The 25,322-nt window shown below is 43.3% G+C and carries 27 protein-coding genes and 2 pseudogenes; 16 read left to right on the plus strand and 13 right to left on the minus strand.

Annotated elements, in window-relative coordinates:
- The first annotated feature begins 39 nt into the window (after window positions 1–39).
- From ACN9MT_RS07510 to ACN9MT_RS07520, 3 genes are all read left to right on the plus strand, one after another.
- Window positions 40–1,023 (plus strand): FecCD family ABC transporter permease, encoded by a 984-nt coding sequence (locus tag ACN9MT_RS07510; protein ID WP_255998426.1) that lies wholly within the window; start codon window positions 40–42, stop codon window positions 1,021–1,023.
- Window positions 1,020–1,988 carry a FecCD family ABC transporter permease gene (locus tag ACN9MT_RS07515; protein WP_426273309.1) on the plus strand — a complete coding sequence of 323 codons (969 nt, stop codon included), beginning with the start codon at window positions 1,020–1,022 and terminating at the stop codon, window positions 1,986–1,988. The genes ACN9MT_RS07510 and ACN9MT_RS07515 overlap by 4 nt, the downstream gene beginning before the upstream one ends.
- Window positions 1,989–2,301: 313 nt before the next feature.
- A complete protein-coding gene (locus ACN9MT_RS07520; RefSeq protein WP_426273311.1) occupies window positions 2,302–3,987 on the plus strand; it encodes a GIY-YIG nuclease family protein in 1,686 nt (561 codons plus the stop codon).
- A gap of 223 nt (window positions 3,988–4,210) precedes the next feature.
- On the opposite strand, the gene ACN9MT_RS07525 is transcribed toward ACN9MT_RS07520, so the two are convergent.
- The 3 genes from ACN9MT_RS07525 to ACN9MT_RS07535 are packed head-to-tail and all read right to left on the minus strand — an operon-like array spanning window position 4,211 to window position 6,267.
- A complete protein-coding gene (locus tag ACN9MT_RS07525) occupies window positions 4,211–5,143 on the minus strand; it encodes an ATP-binding cassette domain-containing protein (RefSeq protein ID WP_426273313.1) in 933 nt (310 codons plus the stop codon).
- The gene (locus ACN9MT_RS07530) at window positions 5,140–5,829 is read right to left on the minus strand and encodes an ABC transporter permease (RefSeq protein ID WP_426273315.1); all 690 of its coding nucleotides are present in this window, start codon (window positions 5,827–5,829) and stop codon (window positions 5,140–5,142) included. The genes ACN9MT_RS07525 and ACN9MT_RS07530 overlap by 4 nt, the downstream gene beginning before the upstream one ends.
- A gap of 24 nt (window positions 5,830–5,853) precedes the next feature.
- Complete coding sequence (locus ACN9MT_RS07535) at window positions 5,854–6,267, minus strand: DUF4064 domain-containing protein (protein WP_058265893.1); 414 nt, start codon at window positions 6,265–6,267, stop codon at window positions 5,854–5,856.
- Window positions 6,268–6,454: 187 nt separating this feature from the next.
- Here ACN9MT_RS07535 and ACN9MT_RS07540 point away from each other — a divergent pair, with 187 nt between their 5' ends.
- The 3 genes from ACN9MT_RS07540 to ACN9MT_RS07550 all read left to right on the plus strand — a co-directional run bounded on the left by ACN9MT_RS07540 (window position 6,455) and on the right by ACN9MT_RS07550 (window position 7,985).
- On the plus strand, window positions 6,455–6,757 hold the full coding sequence (locus tag ACN9MT_RS07540) for a DUF2089 family protein (RefSeq protein ID WP_214860266.1): 303 nt from the start codon (window positions 6,455–6,457) through the stop codon (window positions 6,755–6,757).
- Entirely contained in the window at window positions 6,754–7,038 is a 285-nt protein-coding gene (locus tag ACN9MT_RS07545) for a hypothetical protein (protein ID WP_023468226.1), read from the plus strand. The genes ACN9MT_RS07540 and ACN9MT_RS07545 overlap by 4 nt, the downstream gene beginning before the upstream one ends.
- 335 nt (window positions 7,039–7,373) lie before the next feature.
- Entirely contained in the window at window positions 7,374–7,985 is a 612-nt protein-coding gene (locus tag ACN9MT_RS07550; RefSeq protein WP_426273318.1) for a hypothetical protein, read from the plus strand.
- Window positions 7,986–8,775: 790 nt separating this feature from the next.
- Here ACN9MT_RS07550 and ACN9MT_RS07555 read toward each other — a convergent pair.
- Both ACN9MT_RS07555 and ACN9MT_RS07560 read right to left on the minus strand, forming a co-directional pair.
- Window positions 8,776–9,177 carry an ROK family protein gene (locus tag ACN9MT_RS07555; RefSeq protein WP_426273320.1) on the minus strand — a complete coding sequence of 134 codons (402 nt, stop codon included), beginning with the start codon at window positions 9,175–9,177 and terminating at the stop codon, window positions 8,776–8,778.
- A gap of 33 nt (window positions 9,178–9,210) precedes the next feature.
- Complete coding sequence (locus ACN9MT_RS07560) at window positions 9,211–9,498, minus strand: ROK family protein (protein WP_426273477.1); 288 nt, start codon at window positions 9,496–9,498, stop codon at window positions 9,211–9,213.
- A 322-nt stretch (window positions 9,499–9,820) separates the two neighbouring features.
- On the opposite strand from ACN9MT_RS07560, the gene ACN9MT_RS07565 reads away from it, so the two are divergent.
- Both ACN9MT_RS07565 and ACN9MT_RS07570 read left to right on the plus strand, forming a co-directional pair.
- Complete coding sequence (locus ACN9MT_RS07565) at window positions 9,821–10,606, plus strand: DUF2268 domain-containing protein (protein ID WP_426273322.1); 786 nt, start codon at window positions 9,821–9,823, stop codon at window positions 10,604–10,606.
- A 293-nt stretch (window positions 10,607–10,899) separates the two neighbouring features.
- Window positions 10,900–11,547: pseudogene (locus tag ACN9MT_RS07570) on the plus strand (IS1595 family transposase); the annotation flags it as partial.
- On the opposite strand, the gene ACN9MT_RS07575 reads toward ACN9MT_RS07570, so the two are convergent.
- Window positions 11,548–12,117, minus strand: coding sequence for a DUF6434 domain-containing protein (locus ACN9MT_RS07575; protein ID WP_426273324.1), 570 nt, complete (start codon window positions 12,115–12,117; stop codon window positions 11,548–11,550). It abuts the pseudogene before it with no gap.
- 86 nt (window positions 12,118–12,203) lie between these two features.
- Window positions 12,204–12,398, minus strand: a complete 195-nt coding sequence (locus tag ACN9MT_RS07580; RefSeq protein WP_426273326.1) for a hypothetical protein — start codon at window positions 12,396–12,398, stop codon at window positions 12,204–12,206.
- 629 nt (window positions 12,399–13,027) lie between these two features.
- Between ACN9MT_RS07580 and ACN9MT_RS07585 the strand changes: the two genes are divergently transcribed.
- Window positions 13,028–13,528, plus strand: a complete 501-nt coding sequence (locus ACN9MT_RS07585) for a hypothetical protein (protein ID WP_426273328.1) — start codon at window positions 13,028–13,030, stop codon at window positions 13,526–13,528.
- A 689-nt stretch (window positions 13,529–14,217) separates the two neighbouring features.
- Window positions 14,218–14,502, plus strand: a complete 285-nt coding sequence (locus ACN9MT_RS07590) for a DUF3784 domain-containing protein (RefSeq protein ID WP_051353626.1) — start codon at window positions 14,218–14,220, stop codon at window positions 14,500–14,502.
- Window positions 14,503–14,524: 22 nt separating this feature from the next.
- Here the strand turns inward: ACN9MT_RS07590 and ACN9MT_RS07595 are convergent, their stop codons facing one another.
- Both ACN9MT_RS07595 and ACN9MT_RS07600 read right to left on the minus strand, forming a co-directional pair.
- Window positions 14,525–15,202 carry a hypothetical protein gene (locus ACN9MT_RS07595; RefSeq protein ID WP_426273330.1) on the minus strand — a complete coding sequence of 226 codons (678 nt, stop codon included), beginning with the start codon at window positions 15,200–15,202 and terminating at the stop codon, window positions 14,525–14,527.
- Window positions 15,203–15,272: 70 nt separating this feature from the next.
- Window positions 15,273–15,482 (minus strand): annotated as a pseudogene (locus tag ACN9MT_RS07600) (GNAT family N-acetyltransferase); the annotation flags it as partial.
- Window positions 15,483–15,816: 334 nt separating this feature from the next.
- On the opposite strand from ACN9MT_RS07600, the gene ACN9MT_RS07605 reads away from it, so the two are divergent.
- Window positions 15,817–16,428: a DUF3885 domain-containing protein gene (locus tag ACN9MT_RS07605; protein ID WP_426273332.1), complete on the plus strand. Its 612-nt coding sequence runs from the start codon at window positions 15,817–15,819 to the stop codon at window positions 16,426–16,428.
- A gap of 506 nt (window positions 16,429–16,934) precedes the next feature.
- Here ACN9MT_RS07605 and ACN9MT_RS07610 read toward each other — a convergent pair.
- The 3 genes from ACN9MT_RS07610 to ACN9MT_RS07620 are packed head-to-tail and all read right to left on the minus strand — an operon-like array spanning window position 16,935 to window position 19,472.
- Window positions 16,935–17,312 carry a VOC family protein gene (locus tag ACN9MT_RS07610; RefSeq protein WP_426273334.1) on the minus strand — a complete coding sequence of 126 codons (378 nt, stop codon included), beginning with the start codon at window positions 17,310–17,312 and terminating at the stop codon, window positions 16,935–16,937.
- 16 nt (window positions 17,313–17,328) lie between these two features.
- On the minus strand, window positions 17,329–18,492 hold the full coding sequence (locus ACN9MT_RS07615; RefSeq protein ID WP_426273336.1) for an MFS transporter: 1,164 nt from the start codon (window positions 18,490–18,492) through the stop codon (window positions 17,329–17,331).
- The gene (locus tag ACN9MT_RS07620; protein WP_426273338.1) at window positions 18,489–19,472 is read right to left on the minus strand and encodes an ROK family protein; all 984 of its coding nucleotides are present in this window, start codon (window positions 19,470–19,472) and stop codon (window positions 18,489–18,491) included. The genes ACN9MT_RS07615 and ACN9MT_RS07620 overlap by 4 nt, the downstream gene beginning before the upstream one ends.
- A 264-nt stretch (window positions 19,473–19,736) precedes the next feature.
- Between ACN9MT_RS07620 and ACN9MT_RS07625 the strand changes: the two genes are divergently transcribed.
- The 4 genes from ACN9MT_RS07625 (at window position 19,737) to ACN9MT_RS07640 (ending at window position 22,311) form a co-directional block, all read left to right on the plus strand.
- Window positions 19,737–20,642, plus strand: coding sequence for a methyl-accepting chemotaxis protein (locus ACN9MT_RS07625; RefSeq protein ID WP_426273340.1), 906 nt, complete (start codon window positions 19,737–19,739; stop codon window positions 20,640–20,642).
- 109 nt (window positions 20,643–20,751) lie between these two features.
- Window positions 20,752–21,240 carry a GNAT family N-acetyltransferase gene (locus tag ACN9MT_RS07630; RefSeq protein ID WP_426273342.1) on the plus strand — a complete coding sequence of 163 codons (489 nt, stop codon included), beginning with the start codon at window positions 20,752–20,754 and terminating at the stop codon, window positions 21,238–21,240.
- Window positions 21,241–21,274: 34 nt separating this feature from the next.
- A complete protein-coding gene (locus tag ACN9MT_RS07635; protein WP_426273344.1) occupies window positions 21,275–21,853 on the plus strand; it encodes a GNAT family N-acetyltransferase in 579 nt (192 codons plus the stop codon).
- Entirely contained in the window at window positions 21,835–22,311 is a 477-nt protein-coding gene (locus ACN9MT_RS07640) for a GNAT family N-acetyltransferase (protein ID WP_426273346.1), read from the plus strand. Before ACN9MT_RS07635 ends, ACN9MT_RS07640 begins: the two co-directional genes overlap by 19 nt.
- Window positions 22,312–22,350: 39 nt before the next feature.
- Here ACN9MT_RS07640 and ACN9MT_RS07645 read toward each other — a convergent pair whose 3' ends face one another.
- Entirely contained in the window at window positions 22,351–23,403 is a 1,053-nt protein-coding gene (locus tag ACN9MT_RS07645) for a C45 family autoproteolytic acyltransferase/hydolase (protein ID WP_426273348.1), read from the minus strand.
- 162 nt (window positions 23,404–23,565) lie between these two features.
- Here ACN9MT_RS07645 and ACN9MT_RS07650 point away from each other — a divergent pair, with 162 nt between their 5' ends.
- The gene (locus ACN9MT_RS07650; RefSeq protein ID WP_426273350.1) at window positions 23,566–25,272 is read left to right on the plus strand and encodes a methyl-accepting chemotaxis protein; all 1,707 of its coding nucleotides are present in this window, start codon (window positions 23,566–23,568) and stop codon (window positions 25,270–25,272) included.
- Window positions 25,273–25,322: the final 50 nt, after the last annotated feature.

A 25,322-nucleotide genomic window follows, 5' to 3' on the forward strand; every position in this document is an offset into this window, starting at 1 on the left:
CAATCTGGCTTTTCGTCTTGATGAAAGGGGAAACATCCGGTGCAGCGGAAACGTCTGATTTTCGTACTTATCTTACTCAGTGGCTTGGCCGTTTATAGTAGCTTGTTCTTTGGTATCACACAGATGAATCCGGTCCATTTAGTGCAGGAGTGGATCAGTGGCACGACCTCTAAAGCGGGACTCGTCCTGACGAATCTGCGCTTGCCGCGTCTCTTACTCGGATTGTTGCTCGGAGCAAACCTTGCCGTCGCTGGAGCGATCATGCAAGCTGTGACACGGAATCCGCTCGCTTCACCACAAGTCTTTGGGGTCAATGCGGGTGCGTCGTTTCTCGTCGTCTTAAGCCTGCTCATCTTTCCGTCACTCGGGACGGCGAACTTGCTTTACTTCGCTTTTGCTGGTGCCTTACTAGGTGGCGTGCTCGTCTTTTCATTCGCTTCGATTCGCGGCATGACGGCGTTAAAACTTGCCCTCGTTGGGATGGCGATCCATCTCTTGTTGACGTCGTTAACGAAAGGCTTGATTTTGTTCAACGATCGAATCACGAACGTGTTGTACTGGTTGTCCGGTTCACTCAGTGACGCAAGCTGGCTCGAGCTCCGGATCGTCTTACCGTGGTCGCTCGCAGGTTTGATTCTTGCGGCAAGTCTCGCGAAGTCGCTCGCCGTTTTCCAACTCGGGCAAGACGTCGCGGTCGGACTCGGACAAAAAGTGACGCGGATCCGTCTGCTTGCCGGCATCAGTGTCGTGTTACTCGCAGGGGTGACGGTTGCCGTCGCCGGAGCAATCGGCTTCATCGGTCTGATGGTGCCGCACATCACGCGTCGACTCGTTGGCGAGGACTACCGAATCGTCTTACCCGTCTCTGCCGTCATCGGTGGTCTGTTGTTGACATACGCTGATGTCCTCGCGCGCTTCATCGCCTATCCGTATGAATCACCGGTCGGCATCGTGACGTCATTGCTCGGGGCACCTTTCTTCCTTCTGCTGGCACGCCGTCAGATGAAAGGGGGATTACGATGAGAGAGATGCGTCGGATTCTACTTGTCGCAGTAATCGTATTCGTCACTAGCTTCGCCTTAATGTCGGTCGGTTCGATTCAGTTGTCGTTAACGGAACTCTGGCAGTCGTTCTTTAGTGGAAAGGATGCTTTCATCGTCCAAAATTACCGTCTGCCGCGAACGGTCCTCGCCTTTTTAGCAGGAGCGAGTTTCGCTCTTGCTGGAGCGATTTTACAAAGTGTCATCCGTAATCCATTGATCTCACCGGACGTGATCGGGGTGACGAACGGAGCGTCGCTGTTCGCTGTCTTGACGATTGCCCTCGTGCCGGACGGTCCGCTCTTGTTGACATCGATCGCCGCCTTTATCGGGGCAGCACTCGTCATGCTGGCGTTGATGATGCTTGAGCGGGGGGAGAACGTTTCCCGCAGTTCGTTTGCGTTACTTGGTATCGCCGTTAGTGCGATCTGTGCTTCAGGAACAGAATACCTGTTGATTAAATTTCCACTCCAGACGAACGATTCACTCGTCTGGCTTGCTGGAAGTCTGTTCGGGAAAGGGTGGCAGGAAGTGTTGATTTTAGCGCCGGTGCTCGTCGTGATTGGTGCGATCCTCTTCTATCGACACCGTCAACTCGATGTCTTATCACTTAGTGAGGAAGTCAGCATTGGTCTCGGATTACCGATTCAGCGGACGCGGCACGTCTTCTTATCGCTCGCTGTCATCCTAGCCGGTGTTGCCGTCGCAACGGTCGGTGCAATCGGCTTCATCGGTCTGATTGCTCCACATATGGCACGGCGTCTCGTCGGACATAAACACCTCGCCGTCTTACCGATGGCGCTATTGCTCGGCGGTGGGTTACTCGTCGTCGCTGATGCGCTTGGTCGTGGGATTCATCCGCCGCTTGAAGTACCAGCCGGATTGATCACAGCAATCATCGGTGTGCCGTACTTCCTGTATCTCTTACGGAGAGAGCGGGCGGTATAAGGTTCGATATTATAAAAATGGAGTGTCCTTAGCGTGAACACTGGGAACTCCATTTTTAGTAACACTGTGACTTTAAATTCTAATATTAGTTAAGCAGATTGTTTTTTAATATATAAGTTCAAGAAGATTCCTTATAAGGAAGTTTCCTCTATGTTGAGTCGATAGATATTGCTGTTTAGTTTTTTATTTATTTGTTTGTCAATATTTACATATTATGAGATGGTTACAATAAGATTCGTTTAGTGACTGATACTTTTTGGCTAAGTGAGTGAAACGAGTTCATCAAACATTATGGAGGAAGAGGTCGATATATATGGGGAAAGATAAATCTGGAGGTATGAAGGTGAAAATTCCTTGGTACTTTAATGGTTGGCTAATAATCTTATTGATTCTAGCTGGAGTTTCAACGGTTGGTATAACGTCAATGATAGGTATCGTATTATGGTTTGGTCGTTACTACTATATCAAGTCTGAAAAACTAAAATTTCAAATCTCTGAAATTACGAACTTAAAACAAGAACTCACTTCCTTAAAATCAGAGTTGGATACGCTAGAAATCAAGCAAAAAGAAATTCAAAGCAACATCTCGAATTCTGAGAGCATTTTTGAGGAGAGTAAAACGGAGTACTTAAAGCAAATTCGTCTTGAATATGAATCTGAAGGGAAACGAATTGTCGACAAAATCATTTTAGACAATCAAGAGAAAGTAGCCGAGCTCCAAAAGTTTGCGGAAGAACGTGATGTCTTAGCGATTGAAAATGAAAAGTTAAACAAAAATATTAAATCTCAAAGTACAAAACTTTCAAAATTGAAAACGGAGTTCAATGGTATTCGGAATTTAATTAATATATTCCCTAAGTTGTTCAATGAAGAAGATCTTCCGAATGAGTTAGAACAGTTATTAGCAGATTATGATGAAGAAAGCATCATGAAGAGTTTGGTAGAGTTAGAATACCATGCCATGAATTCAAAAGAGTTACGTAAACAGATTAATAAAATCAAAAAAGAGATTGCTGCATTGTTAGACAAATACAAAGATCGCTACAAAACAAAAACGAATCAAGCTATTTATCAGCTAATGGTAATTGGTTTACAAGCTGAGCTGCAAAACATTCTATATACTCTTACGTACGCTAAGCATGAAGAGGCTATTGGTAATGCGAAATCTTTAATTCGGAAATATTTAGCTATTTCAACTAACGGCAATGCTTCTATTTCACCTACAATCTCTAAATTCCTAGCAGAACTAGAACCATTATTCATCGAAGCGGTAGATGTTGAGTATCAATACTACATTAAACGTGAACAGGAAAAAGAAGAACAACGTCTAATACGAGAGCAAATGCGTCAAGAAGCTGCAGAACGCAAAGAACTAGAAGCACAAAAGAAAAAGTTAGAATCAGAAGAGGCAAAATTCGATGTAGAATTACAACGAGCGAACGAGCTTCTAGTAAGCGAAAATAACCCTGACATTATTGCTCAACTACAGTTACGTGTTGAAGAGCTTATACAACAACAAAATAACATTTTAGAGCAGAAAGAAGAAATTTTAAAGAGAGCGAACGGTAAGGCTGGATACGTTTACGTTATCTCGAATCTAGGATCGTTCGGTCAACAGATATTTAAAGTGGGAATGACAAGACGTATGAACCCACAAGATCGGGTCGACGAACTTGGAGATGCCTCTGTACCATTTAAATTTGATGTACATGCAATGATTTTCTCCGATGATGCAGTAGGGTTAGAATATCAACTTCATCAAGAATTGACGGCTAAGCGATTTAATAAAGTAAATTTACGCAAAGAGTTTTTCGTAACAACAGTTGAAGAATTACAAAACTTAGTCGAAACAATCGACCCAACTGCTGAGTTCAAAACATCGATGGTTGCACAAGAGTACTTTAGAAGCATCGAAATGGATGAAGAGGGATTAATGCCTAGTTCTAATCTGTCTTTTGGAAAAAATGAAGTAGTTGTGAATGCGACTATTTTGAGTTAAGTGCTCTAAAAAGAAGTACGCAGCGAACAAGCTAGTATAATAATCGTCATATTTTGTTAAGTGATAAATGTTTAACTCCATATTAGCAATAGGGTATCTGACATCTGAGAAATACGATGTGAGATACCCTATTTTTTTAAGCTCGCTCTTAGTTGAATAATTTAAATCGTTGCTAATGTTTTCAGAAACCTCTTGAACTCTAAATGAATGAAGTTAATCAACTTTATGCTGAGCGGACTTCCGAACCTAGATTCAAGAAGATCTCTTCCAACGACGCTTCCTCGACTTCGAGTCGATACACGTTAACCTGTTGCGAGACGAGGTAGCTATTGATCGTAGCAATATCGTGTTCACTTTGGACGATGAACGTCGAGTGAGTAGAGGAGACGTTGACGTCTTTCGCAAGTGTCGACAACTTGATCTGCAGATGTTGTTGTGTATCATAGTCGAGCAACGCATGTTTTACGTGAACGGTGATGTTCTTCTCATGTTGTTCCCGTAACTCCTCCATCGTGCCTTGCGTCTGAATCGTTCCGTCCTGCATGATCGCAATCTCCGAACACAATTTTTCGACCTCGTCCAAGTTATGAGACGTTAAGAAAATCGTCGTTCCGTCTGCTGCGATCTTGCGAATCAAAGTATGAATTCCGAGAATCGAGTTGGCATCAACGCCAGACGTCGGTTCATCTAAAAACAGGATTTCCGGTCGATTAATCAGGGCTTGGGCGATCCCGAGCTTTTTTTTCATCCCGAACGAGTAGTTCTTCGTTTTTACATCGATGGCGTCTTCGAGTTGTACATCACGGAGGAGTTGCTTTAACTCGTCCGTCGTCGTCTTCAGACCGAGGACTTTGCTGAAATACTTCAAGTGATCGAGCGCCGTGAAGTTTTCGTAAAAGGTCGAGTAATCCGGCAGGACGCCGATTCGGGTCCGGACGTCCTTCAAGGAATCGTTCGGTGCTCCGAGTAACTCGAACGTTCCGGATGTCGGGCGGACAAGACCCGTGATCATGTTGATGAATGTTGATTTACCGGCGCCATTTTGACCAAGGAAGCCGAAGATGGCCCCTTGTTTGATTTCGAGATTCAACTGGTTGACGACGGTCTTATTGCCGTACTGTTTCGTTAGATTGGTTGCGCGAAGGGCTAGCATCATAAATCTCTCCTTTTAAAGATCATCAAGCTCGCGATGACGAAGACGGCGATATGGATCAAGACAAGATACGTGTATGCAGTGTTTTCTTGCGTATAGTAATAATAGGGCGTCAAGTAAGACAACGTATCAACGATGACATTCTTCGAAATAAGACTCCACATCCCAATGACCGGAAGCGCAATCGAGATGAAGATGCCGACGAACATCGTCATTGCAGAGCTGTTGACGACTGTCGAAAGAAACAGCGACAGACAGATGAAGTAAGAGACGAAAATGATGCTTTGGATCAAATCGACGATCGGGAACGATTTTGAAAACGGAACGATCAACAAGAGGGCAACTGTCAGACAGAGGATCCAGAACGAAACGTTACCTAAAAACTTCCCGAAAATGATGTTCTCACGTGATGTTTTCGTCGCAAGAAAACGAATCGTCTTCGATTCAATCTCTTTGTTGACGCTACTATGAGAAATACTCGTTACGAATAAAGGAGATGCTAAGAACAGAAGCAGCATCAAACCGATGATATAGGCGTTTTCACCTAGACCGAGATCACTGAGTTGTCCTTTGAACTGGCTGACGAGTTTAGCAGATCCAATCGTCACACCGAACAAGACGACGATGATCAGGATGGCTCGAATACTTTGGAAAAGCGATTTAAATTCTCGAAGTGTAATCGCGAACATATCGACACACCTTTCTGTTTGAGTTTAGTATTGCCGTGCTATCTTTTTATTCTTCGTGACGTTAGTGATACCGGCGATCAAGTAAGCGATTGAACCAAAGACACCGGCGAGTAATGTGAAGATCCCACCGAGAATTGCAGTAATGATCAACATCTTTCCTGCTGAACCGTTTTTGCGAATCCGGACGATCGAGACGATTCCGCCTATCGTACATAAGAGGGAGACGGCACCAAGGTACAAGAAGAATTGTTGGAAGGATGTGAGGATTTGGGTAGACGTGACATCCGTAATGTTCTCATCCTGGATGAATTGATCGACCAACTCCTTCATGCCAGCGTGATCCGCAATCGATCCAGACAATAGAAACCCACCTAAACATAATGATCCAAACAAGACGATACCGATGACAGCAAATATGTATTCCGTTGTTCTTTTCAAGTAAAACACTCCTTTTCCTTATTTTTCCGATTTGACATTCCTAAACTACCATGACTCGAATCAATATGACAAGCGAAATAATGAATATATTTTAATTATTTATTGATTAAATTTTTAATTAATATCAAAAATACTTTAACTTTATTTAATTAAATGCTATTATGGTGACATGGGAGGGAAATGGAAAATGAAAAAAGATGATGTTCCGGATTGGGTTTTATCTCTAGAATTGGAAGAGATAGAATTCGTTAAAAAATTCATCATAAGCTCGGGTTCTTTGAAAGAACTGGCGAAACATTATGATGTCTCCTATCCCACAGTCCGGATTCGCGTCGATCGGATCATTCAGAAAATCGAAGTGAATGAGAAAATCGAGAATGAACCGTTCATCGCATACATTAAACAAATGGCTATCGAAGACCGGATCACGATTGAAGATGCCAAAAAAATCATCGAAAAATATCGACTTGAGAGGGGTAACAACGAATGAACTTTATCATTTCTGCTTTATTCATCACCGTTGGATTAGGATTACAGCAACTATTAGCGAGTCGAAATAATCCGTATCTTGGCGTCATTATGCCGCTTCTATTGACAATCGTCATGACATGGCGATACCTCAATGGTGGGTACAATAGTTTTCTAGCTTATGCTTTAATTTTAGGATTCGGTTGGATTGTACTTTCAGTTGAATGGTCGAATGGCCGGAAATCTTTTAAAAAGAACCAAGAAAAAGAACTAGAACGGATGCGCGTCCACGATACACTATGATGGAAAGCGTACATCTTTTCTAAAGGAAGACGATCCCAAAAGAGGTCGTTTTTTTAATGACCAGAAAAGAGAGGTACTGCAGTTCATTTCGTACATCAATATAAAGCAATGATTGGAAAAGGAGCAAATGACTTTAACTTCCTCATCACAGAATCTGTGAATAAATAATGGTCTAAGTCACATCACGCTGAATTCATAAATTTCAATTCGAAAATAACTATAAAATTGAAGTGTGAGTAAGAATAGAAAAACAGACGGTGAAAGTATAGGAAAAGAACAAATAACGTGATAATTTGAGAATATATTACATAATCTAAAAAAAGTGAGTGGAAAAAATGAAGCGTAAAACGATGACGTTCTTAACAGCATTGAGTGTTACCTTAACCAGCTCCTTTATGTACGAGGCATTTGCAGATGGAAAACAAAAGGCACTGACTCCACAACAAAAAAACCAATATTATCAGCAGTATGCGGTTATTCTTCGTACTATTAATTCGCATCATCCAGATACAGATTTAGAACTCGTCGATCAAAAATCCTTTAAGGAAAAGGATTGGGTGACGCCGAACCGTTTTCGAAAGATAGCGGAAGATCGAGTCAAAGTAAAGTTCGCATCGACGTTCGATTTCTCAAAGAAAGAATCCACATCTAAATCAAAAACGATTCATGCGAAGGAGACAACATTTGCCATTTCGATCACTGGTACATTTGATACCGCACTTCGTGAGGAGGCAGAAAGGCAAGTCTTTAAAACTATCACGTCTATGACGTCAACCGCTTCATCGAGTAAGGGGACATGGAGACAGCTTGGATATACCGCTACTTTGATGGATGGCGGAAGAACATACGATGTAACGGTCGGTGGAGAATTCATTCAACATGGTATTTCTTCCACACACAACATTCCTCTGGAGTTTTATTGTAGTGCAGAAGGTGTGATTAATTAGTTCAAAGTAGCAGGGGAAGAGACATTGATCTGTATCCTATAAGGCAGTAAAAAGGCACTTACACATCATGTAAGCTTCTTTTTTACTGCTTTTATACGTAAAGGAGAAGATTCAATCGACACGTGATTTCGACATTTTTTCACAAAAATCATCCGTATGATATACTAATTTATGTAAAATTGTAAAAGAGGTGAATGCCATGGATGATAAAACACAAAAGATCTTACGGATGTGGCTGAGTATTCCGAGATGGATGCGTAATTTCGTTCCGGTTCTCCTATCGTTACTTGTTGTGCTCGGTGCCATTTTTAAAGGGATAGAGATACTGATTCATCCTACTTCACTCTCGATCTCACTTTCGGATCTACTGATTTGTTTCATCCCATCCCTTGTTTTAACTGTAGTGATTATAAAAAATACGAAGTAATCGACAGAACACTCATATGTATAAAGGAGATGAGACGATGGATTCGCGAAAGAAAAAAGTATATTTTGTTGGATATATTCTCTTTTTAATCGTGTTATTGATAGATTATTTGTTCGTCCCGAATACAGCATTTTATTCTGTCTTGTGGGTACTGCTTGGTCTTTTTTTAGTATTTAACATTTTTCTGTTCTTCCTTAAACCCAAAACGGATTGAGAACGAGCTGAAGTCATTTTTAGCAATTCGCTGCTCTAAAAAATAGCTATATTCAAATAGATAGGATGTATACAAAGAGGGTGATCCATTTCAATAACGGAATGGATCACCCTCTTTGCTTTGATTAAATAAGGTAAGTGATGTGGTGCTTACTCTACTCCATCTAGAGCAGCAGCTCCGATGACGCCTGCCTGTCCTTTCAATTCGGCAAGACGGATATCGACCTTTGAACGAAGGGAAGGATATACGAGTTCGCGAACACGTTCCTGTAACGCTTCCCAGTATAAATCAGCAGATCCCGTAACACCTCCTCCAACGACGATGACTTCCGGATCAATCGTGTGAATGATGTTTGCAAGTCCAGTTGCTAAATAATTAGTAAAACGATCCCTCTCTTGCGGATGGGCGAGTAATCGCTCGATGGATGAGACATGTCGATTTGAAGCGCGTGATTGTAGTGCTGTATCCCTGGCATATCCTTCGAGAGAACCTTTGTTCAACACAGGATGCAAGTGGACTCGAGGAGTCGATAATCGTATTGCCAATCTCACCAGCGTATCCATTTGCTCCACGGATTAGTTGTTTCATATAGACAAAACTCCACCGATTCCTGTACTAACGGTCACATAGTAGACAGATGATGAGTGACGTCCCGCACCGTTTAACGCTTCACCAAGAGCCGCGGCATTGGCATCGTTCTCGAGAAAGACGGGTAAGTCGAATGCGGAGGAAAGTGGGTTAACCAAGTCGACTTCATCCCATCCTGGCAGATTTGGTGGAGATAACAGAAGTCCAGTCTTCGTATCGAGTGGACCAGGCGCGGCAATTCCGATGTTCGATAGGACGAATTCCGTTGATGTAGATAACGTTATCGGTTCTTAAAAATGGTCTATGAATAAACGGGAACTTACTTTTTTGTGGATAGATGGAAAATAGATCTATATAATTATTTTATAAGCATTATACGATACAATCATTTCAACAATAAGGTGGTAAATAATTTTGAGAATACGTCTAGCGTTCTTTTTATCAATCCTCATTTGTTGTGTATCAGGATGTACATCCCAACCGACGCAGTCGACTGAGAAACCCAAGTCCACTATTCGAGAAGTTGAACTAGCAAAAGACCAGCATGCAAAAATCATTACATTGTACCCAGCCTATATCGACTACATCACAAAAGTTCAGAAAAAGATGAAGGACACAAACGTCACGGACGAGGACCTACAGCGAATCTTCGATAAAACCGTCCGTCGGGAACTGGATCGCATTCAGAAAGAGCAGGATATCTTTCTTGATTTCAAGGGGTTCAATGACGTGTTTTCCGCCACTTCCTATTTGAACGATTTAAAAAGATTGACGAAACGTTTGATGCACGAAGAGAAAGAAAATATGAAAGCTGTTCATGAGGCACTCCGAAAATCAGCTGACCACCTTCCTGGTAAAGATAAGATTATCCTGATGCTACCATTATCGGAAGAGTATCGATACGCCGCAAAGGCGACGAGCGGGCTGATTGGTTCTACGATGAGCGATGGTAGTATGGTGGTTATGTTAGGTGAAGAGTATACGCATGAGATACTGGAGTACGTTGTTGCGCATGAGTATAATCATTCCGTAGTGAACGAACATCCTGAAATCAGACAACCAAGTTCCATCGATTATCTCATATTCGAAGGTAAAGCGGAGGTGTTTGCGAAGGAACTTTATCCTAAAGCGACCCCTATAGAAACAGAAAAGATGGCTTTCAACGATAAAAAGAAGATACTCGAACAGGTTAAGAACAACTCCTTAAGCTACGAAGAACTTAGCACTGGAAGTGAAGCGAAGGATATTCCTCGATTGACTGTTTACAGTTTAGGAACGGAGTTAATGGCAGATTTCCGACAAAAAAAATCTGAGCAGACACTGCAAGAGTTTTCATTAACACCAGTTTCAGATGTCATTCATGAAGGAAAGTTTAAATTGATTCTTGAGTAAAGAGGAGAAGGTGCATTAAAAAAAACTAACGTTTGAAGCGAAAAAGTAAATACTTTCAATCTAGAAGGTCAAAACGTCAAAAGCAACCGAAGATATAATAGAGAATGTAAAGAGCATACTCTCAGATAAAGTTATGCTGAAATGACTGCGTGACGATCTATTGGATATATAAGAATGTTTTCTCTTTTACATATACTCTGAGGGAGCGTTCTTATTGGACTGTCACATCTTTGTAAGAGCTTAGACATTCGTTATCCAATTCGATCGATTCGATTTTATGCGAAAATCCCTAAAAAATTCATATCTCTACTGCATTCTATTGGAGACATAAAATCTTGAACGCATTAGGAAGTCTTGGTTTTAACCAATTACAAGGTATCGTTGAAAGTGACGAAACCTTCTTTCGAGAGTCTATGAAAGGTCGTGAAATTACCCATAGAAAAGCCAAGAAACGTGGAGAGAAAGACAATAAAAGAGGGATTTCTAACCTTAAAATAGCAGTTGTTGTGGCACAAGACCGTAATGGAAATATGATTGCTCGTAAAGCAGGGACAGGTCGTGTAAAAGCCGAAGAAATTGATATTGTGATAGGTGAGTATATTCACCCATCTTCTTTATTATGTACAGATACAGCAACGAATTATAAGAAGTTTGCCAAACTAAAGGGATTACAACACGAAACGGTAAATAAACGTCAGAAACAGCGTGTTAAAAAAGGGATATATCATATTCAGCACGTAAATAACTCTCATAACCGTTTAAAGGGTTGGATGGAACGTTTTCAAGGCGTGGCAACCAAATACTTAGATAATTACCTCAACTGGTTTCGTTGGCTTGAATTGGGCAAACAAATAGCATTTGATGAACGTGTCAAACAAATGCTTGTTTCCGCCTGTCGAAAGTCAAATCACATCACAGTAGAAATGTTGAGATGTGCTTAACTAATTATTAGATGTATATTTATTGCTTCCAGCAAGTTTCTTGATTTCATTCCAGTTTACAATCGCTTCTTCACGACTTTTCCCTTGATTTTTCGGGTCAGCAAAAAAGTCACGAATGAATTGATTATATTCAAATTGAGGTGCAATATCCTTCTTATACGAAGGGTCTTTCTTTCGTTCTTCTTCCTCATACCAAGCGTCTAATACATCACGATATGTTTTTCCAACATTGTTTTTAAAATAGTTTTGAATATAAGTGGAAAAATGAAATTTCGGGATAACTGTCTTAAAAAACGCTCTTACATTTTGACTACAACGATGGTTTTCCGAAATGACTGTATCAAGACTTAAATCGACCTGTATCTCCAACTTACTATTTACCTTTGATTTTCTAATTGGCTTTTTTATCTCACCTGTTCGAAGAAATGTTTCAATTCTATCGGAAATCTCAATCTTTGAACCAGAAGCACTTATTCCATTTTCCCTACAAAAAGATTGCAATTCTTCTTTCAACCAATAGAAATCTTTAAAACTATCTACACTGATATCTTTTGTTAGATTTGGTCTCATATTTTACACCTCCATATTTACTTATTTCTATTGTAGAACAATTGTTCTTGTTAATCAAAAATAATCATAATCAAAAGCAACAAAGTTTACGAAAACAGCCTTAAAATAAAAGCTAACATTTTGCCTATACCTCGATTACTAAAGATAGCAGCTAATAAAGCAAGGACCAGACCACCAATGAGGATGGCGTCGCCCCAAAATCCATTAATCGGGAATGTAAAAAGTACCAAGAAAGTAAGAACCATTAATCCGATAGAAATCCAGCCAAGTTTTGCTCTCAAGAGAAGACCCCCTTTTATTTGTATAAATTCCATTATCAGTATACAAAAAATGGGATGTTATTCAAACAATTAGAGGTGTACGTTTCTATTCTAAACGTCTGTCATCCTATCTCACTTACTTAATGATAACTATGAATCATCCTCTTATACGTATCGTAAATTTTGATTAGGTTAGTTTTTTTTATATTGATAAGCATTTTTGATGAAAATCATTAAAGTAAACTTACTTTTTAATACAAATAGAAGGTCGTATGGTAGAGTGATGATTGTCAACTATTAGCTGTGAATAAAGGAGATTTGAGGATGTTATCTTGGCTCGGTATACATAACGTAGAGAAACAAAGACATCAATTTTTTGGGAATATCGAAAAGCGGACTATAACTTTAGTTTTACTGAAGTCCGTGTTGGTTTCATATGGAATCAAGATGTTGTTGACGTATGTAATTCCATTCGCATATTTGAAGGATCCCATCGTTGCTGTTTTGCCAGGAATAATTGGAGTATTGGTTGCTGTAATATACGTATTAGTTCTAGAGAGACGACTTCAAGAGAAACACGATGAAAACATGAAGCAAGGCTGACGAATTAACAACATAAATTGATAGATTCATGCTTGGAGGGACTTATCATGTTTACAGTCGAAAACTATATTGATTCAATTAAGATCCATCTTGAAAAGCAGTCAGGTTTAGTGGAGGACCAACTCCAGAAAATCTTTTCTTATCCGTTCTCTAAGGACATCGAAGTACTGGACTTCACAGCATTCATTGAACCGACTAGATTCGAACTTTCGGTCATCATGTTCTCAATGGATAAAGAAGCAAATGAAGTATTTTACGAAGGAAACGATTCAACTGTTTTTGCTGGGAGCGAAGATGTATTACAAGAAGTCGAATATCATCAAATGAACGACAGTCAACTCGATGTTTTTTTTGAATTTCATGAGCAAAATGAAGAAAAGTTAATTCCACAAGAACAAAGCGTTTTTGCACAATGGTTCAGATTGTGCTGGGAAAAAGCTGGTGGAGCGTCACTAAATCTTCCATCGTACTTTACGATACACGATAGTGATGATTCTCTTGATTTAAAAAACAATTGTTGGATGGATGCTGAAGAAAAATGGTCTTGATGAAATAAGAATGGTAAGCTTCCTAAAAAAGTAGACAGCTTTGATATTTCAACTGTCTACTTTTTGGGGGAGCTTTTAATATAGCTACATCTAGATTTTGATAGGTCAAAAACAATACATCATTTTCGTCATGATGGGTGAGGATGGAACAGACTCGATTTAGTCAATCGCCTCGCTCTTCGAGTTTTCAGTCACGCCCTTGAAGAGTTGAAGGACAAAATATCGCATGGGAGTATTCTCTACATTTGATAATCGAACAAAGTGGACACGCTAACCAGAAGAACTAAGGATGAAAGCTTTACATGCGGTTCTGACTCAAAAGGAATCGCTCTCTAGCGCTAAAGTATTTTTGGTAGGAATCATATAGTAGAACGATGTTCAGCTCACTATCTTGGTTGATCTCTGCGGTCTTTGCTCTTACTTGAGCACTTGAGTGTTATTCCTTACACGCAGATAGAATCAATAGAGGGATACAGACAATGGGTACGATTAAGAGTTTCAACATACGATTGTTCTTTCGGTCATTTACTAAATCAACATATTACTGTGGTAGTGTACTTATGATATTTTATGAAACGCAGACTGCTTATAGAACGTAAATGGATAAATAACATGATATCTATTAAAACAGGAGAAAGGAGCGAACGACCTTGAACGATTCCATCGTGTATGTCGTGATTTTAATCCCCATGCTAGTGTTTGCGATCGTTTTATCAAGAGGAAAGGGTGCCTCATTGCTTGCAGGATATAATACGATGTCAGAAAGTAAAAAGGAAACATATGACGAAGTCGCCCTGTGTAAATTCATGGGGAAGATCATGTATGGGATTAGCTTTAGCCTATTATTGATCGCATTCAGTGAGATATCTGGATATTCGTTTTTATTCGTAGTAGGCTTCGTTCTACTCGTGTTTTTTATAATTTTTGCAGGCGTCTATACGAATACGAAGAATCGATTTAAAAAAGGACTGTAAATTCGTCTAAGTCAGTATGTCCTTAGTCGTTTAAATCATAATGTAATTTAGAGAAAGGGCGACTAATCTTAAAATCGAAGTCAATCAACGTCTGTATATCATTTTTTTGACGATAAAGTTCTCTCATGAATTGTAAAAAGATGTAGCGACATGTGTATAAATCGTCTCCTGTATCTTCTCGCATTGCTCCGTAATTAATCTCCTCACCAAGCGAATCATACACGATCGTCTCAAACTCCAGATTCGTATGCCACATGAAATCTAAAAACCCATGCAAGACTGCTTTTTTATAGGTATCTAGTGAATAAGTAGCCAAGAGTTGATTTTGATAATAAAATTCTACTCGTTTTTTTCGATAGAAAAATCGAATAATGAACTGGTTAGAAATTTCTTCATTTTCATATGGAAGTGACCAATCAAACTTTTCGATGTCATGCAAATCATTTGTGGTCACACTTTTTATTAACGCATGCCAAAATTGGAATAGCTCGCTCACGTGTGCGTTAAAGGGGAGAGGCGTGCCCTCTATACAAAAGACGACTTTTCCAGCAGGATAGCCGCCAGCTCGACCAAAAGTATAGTTAAAAATATCGTTGTCGATCGTATGGGTCATCTCTACGAATCCTGGATAAGTTTGATTCACATCATGCTCTTCTTTTTCAGGCGGAATTTCAAGATAGCTTTTAATTTCGAGATTCATAAAAGCGTCCTTTCTGTTATCTCATAAGAGTAAAGTATTAATAGTTGCTGTTGTCGCTCACTAAAACGTATTAAGCGTCATCAATATTATAAGCGAAAATATACATGGGTGAATTCGTCGTCTCAATCGCCTCAACTAAAGTCCATCCTAATTTTTTATAATATGCTGAAGCGTTTTCTGTTTTTAAATAGATTGTTGTGATCTGTCGTGATTTGCCGTAAACGATTAATTGATTGATGAGTTGCTGCGCGACCCCTTGATTCCGATAGAATTTTTCAACGAATAAAGAAGCGAGTCAAGGCGTATAGGCTGGTCGTTCGTTCAAGTCATTTTCAAAGAGGGAGACGGTTCCGATACACGTGACATCATCTAAGGCAATCAACGTCACAGGATACGACTCATCAGATTTTTTGTCCAAAAAGGCTTTTATTTGTTCATAGGGTGTCGTCTTTTTTTCTTTTAAACGAATTCGGTATGAATCATTGTGGCAACTACTTCTAGTTGTTCAGGATGAATCGATAATGTATCAATGATCATCTTTTCATCCTCCATTCTAGACTTGTTGTATCGATCGTTAAATTAATCTGTCCTCATCAGAATAAAGGAGCTTTGGAATGAACTTCGAAAAATACTTGCAACACCATTTTGGGAAGGTGAACTTATTTGATCGTTCCTTTGTCAAGAAGGATTTAGTATTCCACGTAGATTTAGTGAAGGATCTTTATCAGCTAAAGGATAATTTAGATGAAATCAATGAAGAATACTTCAAACAGGTATACAAAAAATCAAACGAACTGTTTGAAGATGTATTCCGAGAAGAGGAGTCCCTTTATTTAATTGTGCATGTGAGAAGTGAGCGCGGTAAGTATCAACAGTCAGCGACGAAAGTGTTTCGTCAGTTAAGACGTAGAGCAGATAAATACAACATAAAGTTTGTAGAGAAAGTGATGGATGAAGAAGAGCAAGTGATCGAATATGCCGTGTTATTACCGAACAAAAACGCATTAGATTATAAGCGTTTAATCAAAGCGATCTGCCATCAGGATTTCCCGACGCTGCATCCAAGATTTCGTCAAACGCATACAGACTATCCGGAAGTCTTTTTCGTGAACGTAGATCGAAATATTGTCATGAATCTTTATGATGATCGCGGTTGTTTCTTACTGTTCAGTGATTCAGCAACGTATGACGTGTTCAAGAAGAAATATCGTAATGATGTCAGCTAATCGAATGTAATCGCTTCTAGAAATACTTAAGCTAGTGCCAAGAAGCCGATCACTGAAAAAATAAAAAGCACCAATAGAGAAGTGAGTAATGTTAACGCAAGGATTTTCCCCGTATTTTTTAGACTTATGATGGCGCACACTAGCGCAAGCACTAGTCCAGCTAACATATAGTTCGTTCCCCAAAAGCCATTGAAAGGCAAGAACTTGAACGTTATAAAAGTAAAGACTACGATGCCGATCGAGATCCATCCTAGATGTTTTCGCATAAACTGCCTCCTCTTAAAATGAATACGTATAGTCATAATTTGGTTCTTTTTTAGCATATCATTACAAATGTTTACAGTGAAAGAGTTTTGTAATCGTCGCCTAAAGATAGTCTGAATGAAATGCGTGCCATACACCTACTCGTCACGAAATATACCAACAAGCAGCAAACGATGGAACAGCTATCAATCGACAAACAATCCCTCACTCTAATCAGAATGAGGGATTGTTTCGTTTCATCATTAGATCGTCAACTCAATCACATTACCTTCCGGGTCCGCGATCGTACTTTCATAATACCCGTCACCCGTTGACCGGGGACCGTCAAGATGTTTTATACCGGCGTCCCGTAAACGAGCCGTCCAGTCATCGACCGCTTGTTTGCTGCCGAGCGAAAAGGCGAAGTGGGCATACCCGAGCGCATTCATCGTCCGTTCCGTGATATCCGTCCGTTGCATCAACTCAAGACGCGCACCACTCGAGAACGTCAGGAAATACGACGTGAACCCTTTCGTCGAATTATGATACCGCTCGCCTGCCGTAGCATCAAAATGTGTTTCGTAGAATTGACGCATCCCTTCCAAGTCTGACACAAAGAGGGCGATATGTTCAATCTTCATCTCCATTCCTCCTTTTTCAAGACGCTTTTGCCAATCGCTGTCTGAATAACATCCGGTTCAAGCCTTCCGTAGCGACCAGCATCAAGAAGATGAGACTGATCGTAAACCAATGGAACAACGATAAGGAGTAGGACGTCGCCAGCCATCCGAACAATGGCGGCATGAAGGTACTACCGGTATAGGCGAATGCCATTTGTACCCCCATCAGCCGTTGCGCCGCGGCCTCCCCGAAGCGAACCGGCGTCTCATGGAGCATTGCCGGATAAATCGGTGCGAGACCAAGCCCGACAAGTACGAAACCAAGCGGCATCCAGGCAGCAGGTGCGAGGATGAAACAGGTGGCTCCGACGAATGCCGTCCATTGACCGACACGAATCAAACGACGATTCGACCAGCGCAGCGATAGAAAACCACTGATGAATCGCCCCGCGGTGATACTTCCGTAGTAGACGGAAATCCACGTCGCTGCTGATGTTACGGAAAAGGACCGGACTTGGACAAGATAACTACTGCCCCACAGCCCGACGACCGCCTCAACCCCACAATAAAAGCAAAACGCTGCGAGAGCGGCGATCAATCCGCGTGGTTTTCCGGACGACGTATTCACGGTCTGAACCTGTTCAGACACCTGTTTCGGAGCCCGTTTCCAGAGCGGTAAACTGACGATCAAGACAATCATCAAGACGAGTTGCAATGCGCCGACGACGAGGTAACCAAAACGCCAGCCGGAATCGAGCAATACACCAGCCATGATGAGCGGACCAGCCGTCGCACCGATGCCCCAGAAGCAATGTAGCCAGTTCATGTGATGCGCTTGATAATGGGTGGCGACGAAATGATTCAACGCCGCGTCAACGACTCCAGCACCCAGTCCGAGCGGGATCGCAAGGACGAAGAGCCAAATCAAGGACGGAGCAACGTAAAAACCAATCAATGCCAGGGCCGTCAAACCGGCAGAAGCTGCCGTGATCGGACCCGTTGAATAACGATCAATCAGTCGACCGCTAAACAGACTTGAGACAATCGTTCCGGCAGCAATCGTCATGAAGAGCCACCCTGCCATGTCGAGCGGTGCGTCGAGATCGAGCCGCATCACGGGCCACGCCGTACCGAGTAACGCATCCGGAAGACCAAGACTGATGAAAGCGAGATAAATCAAAGGTAATAGTAGACGGGTCATCGGGCGAGTCCTCCTAACGGAATTTGTTCAATGAATGACTGGATGCTCAGTTGCATCAAACCATCCAAATAATCGGTTTCCCAGTCGCCTTGCTGCAACTGAGGTAATTTGTCGAGCGGAAAGCGCTTGGCGCATCGATCCGTCAACCGTGCTAATCCGTCTTCCGAGACATCGGACGACGTAAACAAGATGACATCCGGATTCAAGGTGACGCTAAACGAGAGAATGATCCGACATAATGCCTCATGCCAATCGTCAGAGTGTGGTGCAGTCGTCGCGAGGACTTGACCAACATTTCGTTTCTCGTCAAACGGGATGAACGAGATCTCTCCAGCGAAGTGATGCGCTCCGCGAACGACATGACCTGAGACGGCGACACCGGCACCCGGTCCGTTCGTTCCGAGATAGATATAGACGGTCGTATTGTTATCAGAAGCTTGCGCACGGACCGCCGCGTTCATATCATTTTCGACGATGACGGGTCGCCCGAACCGTTCCGTCAGTTCTTGTTGCAAGGGGCGACCGTCAAGCGACGGATAATCTGGGGCGAATAGAATCGTGCCGGTTGTATCAACGGCACCGGCAACACCAATCGCAAGCGTTTGAACATCTGGATGATCGTCGAGTAATGTTGATAGCGTTTTCGATAAAACAGATCCATGATCCGTCGAATCGAAGTTCAGGCGATCTGTTGCGATCACATGTTCACCGACGTCGTGGATGCGATACTGCAGATACGTGCGTTCGAGATAAAGAGAGAGTCCGTGGAAGTGATCCGCGCGATAGCGATACCGTTTTGCCGGACGCCCTCCGCGAACCAATTCAAGTGGTGTCTCTTCAATTTCCCGAGCAGCGATCATCTGATCGATCTGTTTGCTCGCAGTCGGAAAACTGACATCCAAGACGTGGCGAATCGCAGGGATCGTATCCAGATGCTCGACTAAAAAAGCGTGACGTGTATGTGAAATAAGTTCAGACAAACAAAGACCTCCAAACTAGTTTACTTATTAAAAAAAATTAATAAGTTTTAATTTGAGTATATCAGGTTGGGAACAAAAGACAAGTTTAAAAAAGAGGTGTAGGATATGAATATTTAGAGAAATCACGTTTCATTCCATCGCTGTCTGGCTATATGTAAAGAAAATAAAAAATTTTAGTCATATATCTTTAATTCATACTATTCCAATTTGTAATATCTTGGATAGCCTGCAACGGGAGGTAGATGACGAGAGGAGTTTGTAATCATGACCACCCAACTTTCAACCAACCTAGGATCCCAAGATATTTTAGCCTCCCTGCAAGATAATGTCGCCATGATTCGATTCGACCGGCAACGTCGTGTCGTCGACGTCAATGGTTTATTCGCAAAGACGATGAAATATAAACGAGAAGAGATGATCGGGATGCAACATCACCTCTTCTGCACGACGGAGTTTGCAATGAGTGACAGTTACCAAGCATTTTGGCAGAAGCTGTTTAGTGGCTTCAGTACGGCAGATAAAATTGAACGCATCGATGCGCATGGTCAATCGATTTGGCTAGAAGCAACCTATATGCCGATTTACGATGGAACGGAAGTGACCGGTGTTTTGAAAATTGCCTCCGATATTACAGATCGTCAGCAGACGATTCAACAATTCGCGACTTCGTTTGACACGATTGCTAGTGATTTGAATACACGATCGACGCATGGCGAGCAGGAAAGCGAAGCGTTACGACGAACAATCGAACAGATGGCCGAGACGACCCGTGATAACCATCAGACGATTGAACGGTTGCAACGCCAGGCACAGGACATCACTCTAGTGACCGAGACGATCAAAACAATTGCGTCACAGACGAATCTCTTGTCACTCAATGCATCGATCGAGGCAGCGCGAGCCGGAGAACACGGCAAAGGATTCAATGTCGTCGCGACGGAAGTCCGAAATCTCTCAAAGCTCGTCGAACAAGCCGTCGTCGATGTCCGGCAAACGACGCAGCGAATGAATGATGAACTGCAGAGGATTGCCCGTGCGATGACGCAAGCAATGTCGGATGCACAAGCAAGTGTCACCGTCGTCTCGGAAACGGTCGATCGCTTCCATGACGTTCAGAGTGCGGCATCGACGTTAACGAAGACAGCGCGAGACTTTACAAAAGCCATTTAAGTGAGAGACGGCATTCCGATAAACGGAGTGCCGTTTTGTATAAAAAGTATCCCTACACCTTGGAATAATATGTTAATATACTACAAAACGAAAAGGGAGCGAACTTCTGATGAATATCCGCACTGCTCGTCCTGACGATTTTCAGGCCTTGATTCCATTGTTCCAGCAAATCCACGATCAACACGTCGCCTTACGACCTGATCATTACCGTCCGCACGAGATGCCGGTTTCGGAAGACTTATTTTTATCGCAACTCGAGAATCCGGATTATGCATTATTAGTCGCGGAACACAAGGGACTTGCCGGTGTGATCGTCTTAAAGGAAGATATCATCGAAGGGAGCGGCTTCGTCTTTGATAAACATTACTTACGGGTCATCAGTCTCGTCGTTGCGGATACGCATCAGAAGCAAGGCGTCGGCAAGCGATTGATGCAAGCCGCTTACGCGCATGCGGAAACAATTGGTTGCGACCGGATCGAACTCGGCGTCGATGACGCCAATCAAGAAGCGATCGCCTTTTACGAGGCACTCGGAATGTCTGTCCGCTCAAGACGGATGGAATGGAACGTGACGTCTAGCAGGGAAACGACGTCGTGACGTCAAACAACAGTTACTAGAAAGGGGAGAGGTCATGTTCAGGTTACAAGTGTCCGATCACGTAGCGCTTCAATTGTTCGAACGGCACCATGCGGAAGGATTATTCGCCCTCGTCGATGCTAATCGCGCCCATCTCCGCGAATGGCTCGGTTGGGTCGATGGTGCAACAGAGGCAAGTACATATCAGGAGATCGTCATTCCAGCATGGCTACAACAGTTCGCCGATGGTAACGGCTTTACATGCGGGATCTATCTTCAGGACGAGCTCGTTGGAACGATCAGTTTACATGAAATTAATCGGCACCTCGGACAAACGTCGATCGGCTATTACTTAGGAGAAAAGGGACTCGGGAAAGGTGTCATGACGGACGTCGTCCGGTTCGTCACGCACTATTGTTTCGAGACGCTCGGCTTGAATCGTGTCGTCATCGAGTGTGCGACTGGAAACGTCCGGAGCAGACGGATCCCGGAACGACTCGGGTTCACGGAAGAAGGCGTCTTACGGGATGCTGAGAAATTGTACGGGACTTATCACGACCTCCAGGTCTATGCGATGTTACGACGGGACTGGACGAAAACGCAGGAGGTAGCAGCATGCGCATCGAGCCAATGAATCAAGCGACGTATGATGCTTACTTACCGGTCGCAATCGAGGAGTATGCGGCAGAGAAGTGTCGCGCCGGTACGTGGTCAGAGAACGAGGCGCATAATAAGTCGACAGATGAGTTTGCGACGTTGTTGCCTGAAGGTCTGAAAACGAAGGATCATTATTTGTTTACGTTTCGTGACGAGACAGACAGCGACATTGGAATGGTCTGGGTTCACTTAAAAGAAGAATCACGCGGACGTTCCGCTTTCATCTTCGATGTCAAGATTACGTCCGATAAACAAAACCAAGGGTACGGCAAAGAAGCACTCCGATTACTGGAAGTGATGTTAAAACGGATGAACGTCAAAAAGATTTCGTTACACGTCTTCGCGCATAACGAACGGGCGATTCATGTGTATGACTCGCTTGGGTATGAGAAAACGGATTATTATATGTCGAAACGACTAGACGTTTCCCAGTAAAAAGATGCCTCTTGCGCAAGCAGGAGGCATCTTTTTCGTTTAACGCCATGTCTGAAGTGTATTTGCAAACTGGATGGTCGTCTCCAGTTCTCCTGTGATCTCGTTTGCTGTGAAGTCGTTGCCAGCGAGCCAGTCGGCAAAGTCGAACGTGACCGGTTCCTGATCACCACCGAGCGCGAACCAGACCTTTAACTCTTCCGGGAAGTAGGCAGACGTATGGATCGTTCCTGCCCACTGCGCATATAAATCAGCGAAGACGCCTTTATCAGTATCGTTCAAGAGTCGGAAAGCGGATTCCGCATCTTGAATCATATGTTGATGTGTCTTTAGCTCCATCATCCGACGTTTTGAGTCATCCAGGTGATAGCGGTTTTCGTGCTGTAGCAAATCGAAGTGATTGGTACACATGTTGGATTCCCGCACTTGGACGTCGCGTGCCGTCGCCTCGATGACAAACGAACGCGCGGATTTATCGTGGACGACGTACGTGAACGATCCGCGATGTGGAATCTCTTTGACGAGTGAGATCGCATCGTCGACCGAGGTACACATCTCGAGGATGATCCGCCCGATCATAAAACTGACGAACCCGTCGCCCGGCCGCCGACGATTGATGAAGTTATAACCCATCGCAAGACCGTGTTCGTTCATCCCGTCCATTCGACCGGTCACCCGTGAAGCCGGACCGATGATCGCTGAACCGCCATCGTTCGGTTGAAAGACGGAAAATCGTCCGTCGTACGTCATCGGATGATAGTCATAGTTTCGAACGAGGAAATTATCACCGGTCATGATTGAACAACCGCTTTTCGGTCCTTCGACCCGGTAATGTCCGAAATGGAGTAAGGTGTCTGGTAATGATAGTTCGAGTTCGTCTTGCAATCCGAGCAACTCGTCCCAGATGTGCGGAGCATACCGAAGGAACATCTCCTTCGTCTCGACCGGATCGACTTGAAAGCGAGGAACACGGATTTTCCAGTTGTCCTCTCGGTTATGGAGCAACTGATTTCGTTTGACGTAACGCCCTTGTTCGCGACCGAACTCATAATGACTGCCGCGGAATTGCGTGATTTCATTGGCTACTCGTTGCATGGGACTCATCCTTTCTTCAACTGCTGTATGCTGATTATATCGAACGCAAGGGAGAAAGTCGTATGGCAAGTCTTTACTAAAGCACATCTAAAGTATGGGAATATTGAAAAAATAGTCAACTTTTTCAATCCTGAACCGATAACAAAAGCGGGAGGGGATGGAATGAAACACATGTCAGTCAGACGGAAGATACAAGCTTTGATCGCAACAGCCGTCGTTGCGATGCTACTCATTGCGGGAGCAGGACTCTATTTCTTGAACCAGATGTCAAACGCTTCCCGAGCGATGTATCAGGAAAACTTGATTCCGATCCAAGAAGTAGCACAGATTCGGATCGATACACGGGCTCTCGATTCCTTTTTAGTCGAGATGATCCTAACGAAGGATGAGGAACGCATCACAGAACTTCAAGCTGATATCGATACACGTCAGGCTCAGATTCGGTCGTCGGTCACGAAGATTGAAAAAACGGGGCAATTCGATGCGCGAGAAAAGAAACAACTCGAGGAGTTGAAGGATAATGTCCTCGCTTACGACAACTCGATGACGCTCGTTCAAGATGCAGCGACACGAAATGAAGAGGAAGAAGCCTACACGGCGTATTCCGATGGTTTGGAACAAGTCCGGGATAACGTCGCGAACTCGGCAAAAACATTAATGGCCTCAATGACGAAACAAGCGAAGGTATTAGATGCACAGAATCAAGCGGAAAAACAAACCGCCTTTTACTTAATGCTCGGTATCTTTTTACTGGCGGTCCTCTTGTTTGCAGGACTTGCCTTATACATCACACGTCTCATCACACGTCCGATTCGTCAACTGCAGGGTTGGATGAATCAGTCAGGTAAGGGTGACTTGACTGTCCGAGGTCACTATGATTCGAAAGACGAACTTGGTCAATTGACGACATCGTTTAATGAAATGATCGCCTCACAACAACAAGTCGTCCTTGAACTTACGGGAACGGCAGACCGCGTCGCCGTTGCGTCGGATGAGCTTAGCGTCAATGCGGAATCAACGACGAAAGCAACAGAGATGGTCGCTGTGACGATGGAAGAGATGGCAAGCGGTGCAAGTCAACAGCTGCATCAAGTGTCCGATGCTTCACGGACGATTGAAGAGTTGACGACGTCCGTCCGCTACGTCGCCGGCAATGCGCAACAGATGACGGAACGGACGGCGGACGCGATGGAAAAAGTCGCACTCGGGGGGAAGGTCGTCGGTAAACTTGGAACACAGATGGGACGTATTCAAGAAGACGTGTCGCGTCTCAGCCAAGTCATTGATGGTCTTGGCAACCGATCACAGGAAATCGGTCAAATCACGGATTCGATCAAAGGTGTCGCGGCACAGACGAACCTCCTCGCTTTAAACGCCGCAATCGAGGCAGCGCGCGCTGGTGAACAAGGACGCGGATTTGCCGTCGTCGCAGCGGAAGTCAAGACGCTTGCGGAACAATCGGCGGTCTCGGCAAAACAGATCGAGTCCTTGATTCGGGTCATCCAACAAGAGACAGAAGCATCGGTCGCCTCGATGGAGAAAGTCTCGACCGAGATGACGAGCGGGATTGCCGTCGTCGATCAGGCAGGGACATCCTTCTCGGAAATCAAGACAGCGATCACCGACGTGACAGGGCACGTCGAAGATGTGTCCGGCGCCGTTCAGGAAATGGCGGCAGCGAGTGAACAAATCGCTTCTGTCATGCGGACGATTCAAGCGGTGACGGAAGGAACCGCTGCTGGGACACAAAACATCTCCGCTTCGACCGAGGAGCAGATGGCGTCGATGGAAGAAATTTCGTCTGCATCGCAATCGCTCGCGACGATGGCGGATGATTTAAAACAAGTCACAGGCAGATTCAGCGTGTAAGATATTGCACTACGACCATGAGGGGTAACCGTCATGGTCGTTTTTTTATT

It is taken from the genome of Exiguobacterium sp. R-17 (assembly GCF_049913315.1).
GTDB lineage: Bacteria > Bacillota > Bacilli > Exiguobacteriales > Exiguobacteriaceae > Exiguobacterium_A.